Here is a 9,373-nt window from a genome sequence, read left to right as displayed (position 1 = left end):
AGCAGGTTGGCATTATCACTTTCAAGCCAACACCATCAAGCATCGTCGCGTGCTCTCGATACCTCGTCTTGGTCGCGAGGTCAGAAACCATCGGCGATACCTGATTAAGCTAACCCAATATCAGTGGGCCATCAGGGAATATCAACGGCTAACGCATACGATGGGGCTCGGTCAATTATGAGGGGATCCGCCAGCGCCGGGATAACGACGTCTCAGGTGTAACGCGCTCAACGTTTAGCAAACACCATTGATCACTTCACGGCGGAACCGGCCCACTAATCACGCCCTATGAACAAAAAGTGACAGAATACGTCACTTTTTGTCTGTCTATTTTATGAAATGCACACCTAATTAGACAGATCATTAAAATTACGCGAGTACAGCATTTATTTCTGTGCACAGTGACACTCTAATATCTATATTTTTCTTAGAGCGGTATGTGGAGTGACAAGATGAAAGTCAGTAAGAAAATAACCCTCGCCATTGTAGGTGCCTCATTAAGTTGTGTCATTATTGTTGCTGCCATTCTTGCGACAAGAACTATGTCACTCTCTTCTCAGTCACTTAACCAGAAAGTCAGTGATCAACTCACTGCCATTACCCAAGCAAAGAAGTCGGAGATAAATAACTATTTCCAGTTTATTGGAAATCAAATAAAAACACTGGCCAACTCCACGATGACAGAAGATGCATTAGCAAAGTTTTCATCTGCATTTCAACGTATTAATGATGAGGTTTCAACATCCCCTCAAAAAGACGCCGCACTGAAGCGATATTATACAGAACAGTTTGCTAATCAATATCAGAGCATTAACGACGAAACAACCAGTGCATTAGACAAATACAATCAGTTGACTGAAACCGCAAAACGTCTTCAGCAAAGTTATATTAGTGAGAATACGCATCCACTGGGGAGTAAAGATACATTAGCTAATGCGAATGATGGTTCAGTCTACAGCGAAATTCATGCCGAATTTCATCCTAACTTTCAGCACTATTTAAAAACCTTTGGTTATTACGATATATTTCTGATTGATAATCAGGGCAATATTGTTTATAGCGTTTATAAAGAACTTGATTACGCCACTAACTTGCTCAATGGTCCTTACGCATCGAGCGGCATCGCGCAAGCTTATAAAAAAGTCCGTCAAGCGCCAAAAGGTGAATTGGGATTTGTCGACTTTGCCGCTTACTACCCATCTTATGACAGCCCTGCTTCGTTTATCGCCAGCCCTGTATATAAAAATGATAAACAAATCGGTGCCTTAATTTTCCAGATGCCGATTGAGCGCATCAGCCAAATTATCAGCAACAATGATAAATGGGCTGAATCAGGCATGGGTAGAACAGGCGAGCTATTTCTTGTCGGTCCAGATAAGCGTCTGCGCTCTGAACCACGTCTATTAACTGATGACAAAGACGCCTACCTTAGCCGGCTTCAAGCGATGGGCGTAAATGAAGCAACAATCCACAAAATCGCCTATCAGAATAGTGCGGCCGGTAAGCAACCCATCGACAGCGCTGCTGCATCAAAAGCATTGGCGGGTCAGCAAGGGCTCATGACCCAGATGGGCTATCGCGGCAATGAGGTTATCGCCATCTATTCGCCACTCGAGGTGTACGGCATTACATGGGCCGTCGTGAGCCAGCAGGATACATCCGAAGCATTGAGCGCTATCGCGCAGATTAGCGATGATATCCTCTACTCGACATTACTGACCGCACTGGGTTTGGCTGTGGTTGCATCGATTGCTGCGTTCTATCTTGGCCGCAGTATCGGCGCCCCCATTCTTGCCCTTGCCGATAAAATTCAACACATTGCAGCAACCAAAGATTTGACTATCCAGCTTGAACATAAAGGTAAAAATGAACTTTCACAGCTTAGTGATAGCCTTAATGGCATGTTTGCCAGCTTCAGAGACGTTATCCAGCAAACCCACAGTGCGTCTTCATTACTGCTGCAATCCTCAAAAGATATCAGCACCGATATCGTTGATATGCGCGGTCAAATAGATGAGCAGGCGCGTAACTCTAGCCAGGTTGCGACAGCCGCCACGCAAATGGCCGCATCGATTAGTGAAGTCTCTGAGCATGCTAGCAATGCCTCTGAAGCTTCAGATAACATCACCCAATCTGCGCAAGAAGGAAGCCAGATCGGTGATAATCTTGTCGCGCGTATGCAGCAACTCCAAAATGATATGTCCAGTGCCACGCAGTCAATGGAGCAGCTGTCGCAAGAAAGTGAGTCTATTGGCTCGGTGCTTGATGTCATCCAAGAAATTGCGGAACAAACTAACTTATTGGCACTGAATGCAGCGATTGAGGCAGCGCGTGCGGGCGAGCAAGGACGCGGATTTGCGGTGGTCGCGGATGAAGTGCGCTCACTGGCAACACGCACGCAAGACTCGACGGAAGAAATCCGTAAAAAAGTCGAAGCACTTCAACTCGAAACACGTAAAGCGACGTCAGGCATCGAACAGGCCAACAGTGCTGTGCTTGAAAGCGTTGAGAACTGTACAGAAAACAATAACAAGCTCAGCCAAATCACAGAGATGATTGAGCGTATCAACGAGATGAATATGCAGATCGCCACCGCCGCCAATCAACAGACTCAAGTGACCGATGAAATCAGTCAAAACGTTAATACCATGGCGCAATCGGCCGATCGCGTCTCAGAGCGCACCCGCAGTACTGAGGAAACAGTGACGCAGTTAAGTGAGCAAGCGACTACCTTGGAAAACACCATCAGCCACTTTAAAACCTAATCACAACGCCACAAAAAAGGGCCAGCATCCTGCTGGCCCTGTTATTTTTCAGTCTCGCCTCTAGCCGAGGACGGGTTCTTGCGCTAACTCTCGGCGCTTTTCTTCACCGAAACCGCGCAATCCAACCACATGTACATGCTCGCGATCGTTGAAGATCTTACGCACTAGCTTGTACGTCGTGCCTTGTTCAGGACTGATGTTTTCCGGTGCCGCAATCAATAGCTGCATATCAAGGCGGTGACATAGCTCAAACAGCGTCGAAATGGATTTAGCATCTAAACGCGCTGCCTCGTCCAAGAACAGCAGACGACATGGGATCACATCTTTACCGCGCAAACGGCGTGATTCTTCTTCCCAGCTTTGCACCACCATCAGCAAGATAGCTTGGCCCGTACCGATTGCTTCACCGGTCGATAACGCGCCCGACTCGGCCTGCAACCAGCCATCCGTACCACGGTTAACCTCAATGCCTAATTCGAGGTAATTGCGATAATCAAGGAGCTCCTCTCCCAACACCTGTGGCGAACGTTGGCCCAACTCGATATGCGGGTTGAGGCGCTGGAACAGCTTCGCCATCGCCTCCGAGAAGGTGAGGTTGTGATTGCCAAACAAGTCTTGGTGTTGCTCGGCATTCTCAGCCAGGCCCGCTAAGAGTTGTGCATGCGTCTCGCGAATCGACACATTCAAACGCACCCCTTTTACCTGACCAAAGCCAATATTCTGTAGGCCTTGGTTAAGCATGCGAATACGGTTTTGCTCTCGCTGAATGGTTTTACGAATGATGTTCGCCACCGACTCTGAGCTAATCGCCAAACGTTTTTCCCGTTGCGTCAGCTCTTCGGTCAAGCGCGCGAGTTCAACTTCCATCTCTTCAATTGCTTCGACAGGATCATCGGTGCGAATAATGTCGTGGCGAATACGCTCGCGTAAGTGCTGATAAACCGCGACATAAAAGAGTACCTTGCGTTCAGGACGACCAATGTCTTCCGATGCACGCAGTGCGTCACGTAAGGTTTCATTGTCGGCGACCGCCAAACGCAACGCGCCCAATGATTTATCCGATAACGAACGCAATTCATCAGCCGACATATAGGCCATTTCGCGGCGATGCAGCTGTTTTTCCACACCGTTATCACGCGCAATACGCATCACCGTGCACCAGCCTGCTTTCGCATTCACCACAAATGTGCGCAAGTCTTGGTATTGCTTCAATGATTTACGCAGGCCTTTAGTCAGCGATTTCACTTCCATATCCAGCGAAGTAATACCACGTGAAAGCTGACTGTGGCGCTGACGCGCTTGGTGCACCTGTTCATGTAAAGTGTCCCGGCGAACGCGAGCACGTTCCATCGCATCATCGTCGGCCTGAACGCCCAACTCAGCTAACTCACGTTTAAATTCGGCGACGGTTTCTTGTTTCGCTTGGTGCGAGCTTTTCAGTGACGCCAATACCTGATGATATTGATTCGTCTGTTGCTGAATGGTTTTTAGTGCCTCGCGCTCACGCTGTCGCACTTGCTCCGCGGTTTTCAGCTTGCTTTTCAGTTGCTCGTTCAACTCACTGCTTTGCGTGAGCATATCTGCCGCATCTTGATAGGCAAAGTGCGGACGACGCTCGGCTAAATCGGCGACCGCGAACACTTGCTGCTTAATCTGTTGCAGCTGCGCATCTGCATCTTGGTATGCCTGCTCAAGCTTATCAAACTGCTCAGGATCAGCATCCAACGTCGAGAGTCGCGCTTCCAACTCGGTGAGGGTGTCACCGTGCTGCTTGATAAAGGCACTAGCCTGCTTTGCCGCTTCAACCCGCTGTTGAATCGCATCGATTTGACTGTCCAGATCGTTCTCAGCCAGCGCGCCAGCGCAATAACGGAGTTTGTCGAGGATCTGCAGCGCGTGCTGAGTCCGTTTGATTGCCTCGTCCGTTTGTTGCTGTTGCGCTTTGGCGTCTGCCAATTGACGCTGAATAGCCGAGCGCTTATCACGGCGCTGCTTGATGGCTAATTCGGGATCCGCCTCAAAAGCAACCGTTAAATGCTCGGCAATAAAGTGACTGAATGCCTGAGACAAACGCTGTTGTTTTTGCACATCAAAAGATGCTTTGGCGTAGTCTTCGACCAAGGCTTCGCGTTGCTCGCGTAACGCCTCGAGACGGTACTCACGCGCTGCGCGACCAAACAAAGGCGTTTCAGGGAAGCGCGAATAACGCATTTGACGATCATTGAGATGCACACACACCGCGCCAGAGAGTTCCTCGGCATCAAACACGCTGTCGTCAAACGCGTCGGCATCACCTTCAATGACATACAGATCGTCTGGGCAATCGTCTAAGTCAGCCAGCTTTGCTTTCACACCTTTTAAGTCAGGGACCACTATCGCGTGACGAGCCGGACCATACAGCGCACTGAAATAAGGCGCATCATCAAGGGTGATGTCGTCATAAATCTCAGAGAGCAAAGTACCCCCTAAGGTGTCCGCCAGCGCTTGCAACTGAGCATCATCACTGCCACCTGGCTGGGCAAGATGCTCGATCGCCTGCTCGACCTTGGTTTTTTGCTCTGCTAATTGATCGCGCGCTTGGGTACGTTCACGCACCTGCTCATGCGTTTCGTGCATCGCCGCCATCACCGCTTGGCTATCGTGCAATGCTTTACCACTCTGCTCAATGAGCTTGGTCAGTGCGTCGTTGGCAGCTATCCATGCAGGTGCTTGTCCCTCTAACACACGAATTTCGTTTGCTAGTGCATCATCTTGGCGTTGATGCTCGCGAACCTGCTCGACCTGTTGCTCGCGGGCTAGCTGCAACTCATCACGCGTCGCTTGCTGCAATGCTACCGCCTGCTCCACCGCATCCGCATCGGCCAGTGTTTCGTGGGTGACATCCTGATATTGACTCACCAGTGATTGTGCTTGGTCACGGTGCTGCTGACGTTGCAACAGCTCGCGCTGCTCGTACTGCAGTTGATTCAGGCTATCGGCCAAATAACGACGTTCGCGGCCTTGTTCCACCCAATATTTCGCTTGCTTTCCGGCTTTCTCACGTAGCGCATCCGGCTCAATGCGACGTAATAACGTAAACGCATGATCAAATTGGCTCGCCGTGGCAGAAGCAAGATCACGTTTGTGCTTCAGGGACAGCACGGTATCGGTTTGCTGCGCTTCTTCGGCTTTAAGTGTCTGCAACCGAGCACTGGCATCATCAGCCTGTAACCCGTCATCGCCCGTCAGCGCGCGGGCTTTTTCTAGCGCATTCACCGCTTGCTGGTATTGCAAAGAACGCGTCTGTTGCGTGTTCAGTGCCTGTTGATAATCGGCCAACTGGCTTTTCAGACTATCAACTTCTTCTTCGCTTTGCGCCGCTCGCAGTTCGGCCTCAGCTAATTGCTCGGCCGCCTCTTCCACCACCATGATCTGTTCTTCAAGGCGCTCACTCAATTCAAGTAAGTCTTCCTCATAGCGTTGGATTTTTTCTTGCTGACGTAACGCAGATTGCACTAACTGCAAATGGTCCGATGCCGCTTGGTGGTCTTGTTCCAAGTGATCTTGACCCGCTTCCAGCTCGTCCAGCTCTTCTTGCATCGCGTGTGCTTGCGCTTGCTTTTGCTGCAATTCCGCTTGTGCACTGCCCAACTCGGCACGCAACGACAAGGCTTGTTCTAATTTGCTGCGTCGTTCATTGGCATGGCGCATGTAGTCTGAGGCGACATAGTGCGTCGCTTCGGTGATCAAGTGCTTGAACAAATCCCGATCACGCTGGGTCAGTTTAATCGCTTCCAGCGTCATCCGGTTTTCTTTTAAAGCGACTTCCATATCTTGGAACGCTTTTTTCACGCCACCGTTTTGCGGCAACAAATAATCGCGTAACGATTTGGTGATGGCACTTGAGATCCCACCGTATAAGGACGCTTCAATCAAACGATAGTATTTGCCGCGATCTTGCTGAGTGCGCAGCTTTTTCGGCAGTACGCCAAACTCAAACATCTGAGCGTGATAGTCGGTGACCGAGTTGAACGCTTTGAAATGCGTGGTCTCATAGCCTCCGGCTGCCTCTTTCACTTCATTTAATTGACGAACACGAGCTTGCCCATTGGCCAGTGTTTCTACCAATACCTCAGTCGGGGTCACGTGTGAAGGCAACCCTTGAATAACGAAAGGTTTGATATCGACTTTTTTGTCTCGCCCTGCGACTTGCTGCAAACGTACCGCAAATAACACTCGCTGCTGACGGGAATTCACCACGTCTAGCGCGGCATAACACGACCCCGGCTGCAATTTACCGTGCAGCCCTTTGTCTCGCGATGCACTCGAGCTGCCCGCTTCCGTGGTATTTCGGAAGTGAAGCAAGGTTTGGTCGGGGATCAAAGACGTGATAAACGCCGCCATCGTGGTTGATTTGCCGGCACCGTTACCACCAGAAAGCGTGGTCACCAAGGTATCGATATCAAAGGTTCGAGCAAAAAAGCCGTTCCAGTTCACCATGGTGAGTGATTGATATTTACCGCGTTGGCTCATGCTGTCTGTTCCTCAGTTGGTTGGGATTGGGTAGACGAATCCTCTTCATGCAGATCGTCGTCCAAAAAGCTGGATTGGATATGCTCTTGGGTATGCACTACCGCTTCACCATCGCGGATCAGGCGCAATTGTGCATCCTGCATGTCTTCTCCAGTACGCACATCGGCGCCAAAACGGAACGTAGCTTCGCTGACACGGAACTTGTGCCCTTCACCAATTGGAATGATCATGCCTAATCGGCGTAGACGGCGCAGTGAGGTTTTAACTTTGTCGAACAGTTTGTCACGATCTAAGTCAGAGCCGCTGGCGCGATGTGTAACCAGCTTCATCAGCTTTTTCTCATCGGCAAGCGCCATCAGTTCGTCGAAGAGCTCTTGGGTGGTGAAAATCCCTTCTTGCGCCAGTCGCTCTGGGCTGAGATAAAGAAAACACAAGACTTTGCCCACCAGCATATCCAGCTCAGACAGAACACTGCGGCGTATCAGGCTGGTTGAGCGAGGGCGCAGGTAAAAAAACCCTTCTGGGGCACGCACTAATTCTGCATTGTACCTCTGGTAAAAAAGATTCAGCTCTTGCTCAAACTCAACCAACAACGCATGGTTATCCAAATCTTCACTGGCAATATGGCGGCCAGCACGCAAAGCGCTATCCAACGCCGGAAAGAGTGGATTAGCGATCGCTTTTGCTAACCCTTCAGGCATTGGCATTTCAGTATTTATCGATGACATTCGCTTGTACCTTGGCTCCAAAGTCATTAATGGCCTGCCAGTCAGGCTGGATCGCGTTAAAGTCGGACTGGGAATAGCCCATCCGAACCGCTTGGTTAATCACCAAACGCGCGAGATCAAAGTGGCGGGCTTGCGGGTGCTCGGCCAGATAAGATTTCAGGACGTCGCCTAAGTTGATGGCTTGGCCGGTTTGACGGTGACGCTGCAGCATCTCAGAGACTTGACGTGATAGCGCATCATCCACCACCGTCAGCTCTTCAAATTCAACCTGTGCAGGCATTTCTCCCGTTACTTCATCGTCACGTAGCACTAAGGCTTCATCACGGGTGTCGCGGAGTCGCTCTGCATCGGCATAGGTCAAAAACCAAGGCGCATCGAAAAAGTCACTCACCGATTGACGTAACCGCTGGCTGAATGCGCGGTTTTTATCCATATCAATGGCGGTACGAATAAACTTGTGTACATGACGGTCGTAGCCGATCCACAAGTCAATTGCTTGCTGCCCCCAGTTGATGATCCGGTCGAGTTTCATTTGCAGGCTGTAAACCATCGCATCTACGAAGTCGAGATCATCACGCGAGCGCACCACTTCTTGAATCTCGAGCAATTGGCTTTGTAAGTTATCTCCCGCGGCTTGCAAGGTGTCTTGCAACTCGCGCAGCGTGCTCGACGTTTCATTGAGCAAGTATTCACAGTTGGCGATCGCAGCCTGCCAATCTTGCGTCAGCAGCGCAGCAATATCATCTTTCACTTGCTGCTGCTGTTCGTCCATCACGCGCTGATTGAGGTCGATGCGATCAAAAATTTCGGCTACCGAGTATTTCAACACGCCATACACGTTGTGGCGCCAAAACTTCGCATCACCGTCTTGCATCGCCGCACTACGGGCTTTTTCAATTTCGTCTGCCACCATCGATAATTGTACCGACAACTTCAGCGCTGAATACTCACGGTGGCGCGCATAATAATCGGCAATGCCCATCGCCAACGGCGTTAAGCGATAAATGCTATCGCCCTCAGTCATTTCGCTGGTAAACCGGCTCAACAAACGGGCTTGTACCATTTCATTAATGGCGTTGTTGGCGCGAAAGGCTAGATTCCCCGCAGGGCTATCACCCGACGCGGCAAACTGTTCGCTTACGATACGGAAGGCATCAATCAATTCACCTTCGCTTAGTTCATCTTCGAAACGTTCTTGGCTCATTACCGTAATGGCCAATAAAAACGCCAATCGCTCCGGCGGCAAGTTAAGTGAAAAGCCACCTTGCTTCACCCAGTTGACCAATTCGGGCACTGTCTGAGCGTCGTCTGCCCCCGTCAGGGTTGGTTGGGCCTGATCACTCATCCGTTGTCCTTGTTGTTTTCATC

General features: G+C 50.3%; 4 protein-coding genes and 1 pseudogene. 2 read left to right on the top strand and 3 right to left on the bottom strand.

Annotation, left to right across the window (positions count from 1 at the left end; translation table 11 throughout):
• Positions 1-181, top strand: a pseudogene (locus BZG84_RS16415) (IS4 family transposase); the annotation flags it as partial.
• A 271-nt stretch (positions 182-452) separates the two neighbouring features.
• Positions 453-2,765 carry a methyl-accepting chemotaxis protein gene (locus BZG84_RS10830; RefSeq protein WP_077678201.1) on the top strand — a complete coding sequence of 771 codons (2,313 nt, stop codon included), beginning with the start codon at positions 453-455 and terminating at the stop codon, positions 2,763-2,765.
• A 60-nt stretch (positions 2,766-2,825) separates the two neighbouring features.
• On the opposite strand, the gene mukB is transcribed toward BZG84_RS10830, so the two are convergent.
• Genes mukB through mukF form a run of 3 tightly spaced genes read right to left on the bottom strand, consistent with a single transcriptional unit; the run spans position 2,826 to position 9,350 of the window.
• Positions 2,826-7,277, bottom strand: coding sequence for a chromosome partition protein MukB (mukB, locus tag BZG84_RS10825; protein ID WP_077678200.1), 4,452 nt, complete (start codon positions 7,275-7,277; stop codon positions 2,826-2,828).
• Entirely contained in the window at positions 7,274-8,005 is a 732-nt protein-coding gene (gene mukE, locus BZG84_RS10820) for a chromosome partition protein MukE (RefSeq protein WP_069587314.1), read from the bottom strand. Before mukE ends, mukB begins: the two co-directional genes overlap by 4 nt.
• Positions 7,986-9,350, bottom strand: a complete 1,365-nt coding sequence (mukF, locus tag BZG84_RS10815) for a chromosome partition protein MukF (protein ID WP_077678199.1) — start codon at positions 9,348-9,350, stop codon at positions 7,986-7,988. Before mukF ends, mukE begins: the two co-directional genes overlap by 20 nt.
• Between the last annotated feature and the right edge of the window lie 23 nt (positions 9,351-9,373).

The sequence above is a fragment of the Salinivibrio sp. PR932 genome (assembly GCF_001996125.1).
Classification (GTDB): domain Bacteria; phylum Pseudomonadota; class Gammaproteobacteria; order Enterobacterales; family Vibrionaceae; genus Salinivibrio; species Salinivibrio proteolyticus.
Note: the sequence above shows the minus strand (reverse complement) of the source record. Positions and strands in the feature narration are given on the sequence as shown.

Bases quoted from the DNA above. Each gene is read 5' to 3' on its own strand.
- mukB (WP_077678200.1), bottom strand. From the start codon at position 7,277: ATGAGCCAACGCGGTAAATATCAATCACTCACCATGGTGAACTGGAAC.
- mukE (WP_069587314.1), bottom strand. From the start codon at position 8,005: ATGTCATCGATAAATACTGAAATGCCAATGCCTGAAGGGTTAGCAAAA.
- mukF (WP_077678199.1), bottom strand. From the start codon at position 9,350: ATGAGTGATCAGGCCCAACCAACCCTGACGGGGGCAGACGACGCTCAG.
- BZG84_RS10830 (WP_077678201.1), top strand. From the start codon at position 453: ATGAAAGTCAGTAAGAAAATAACCCTCGCCATTGTAGGTGCCTCATTA.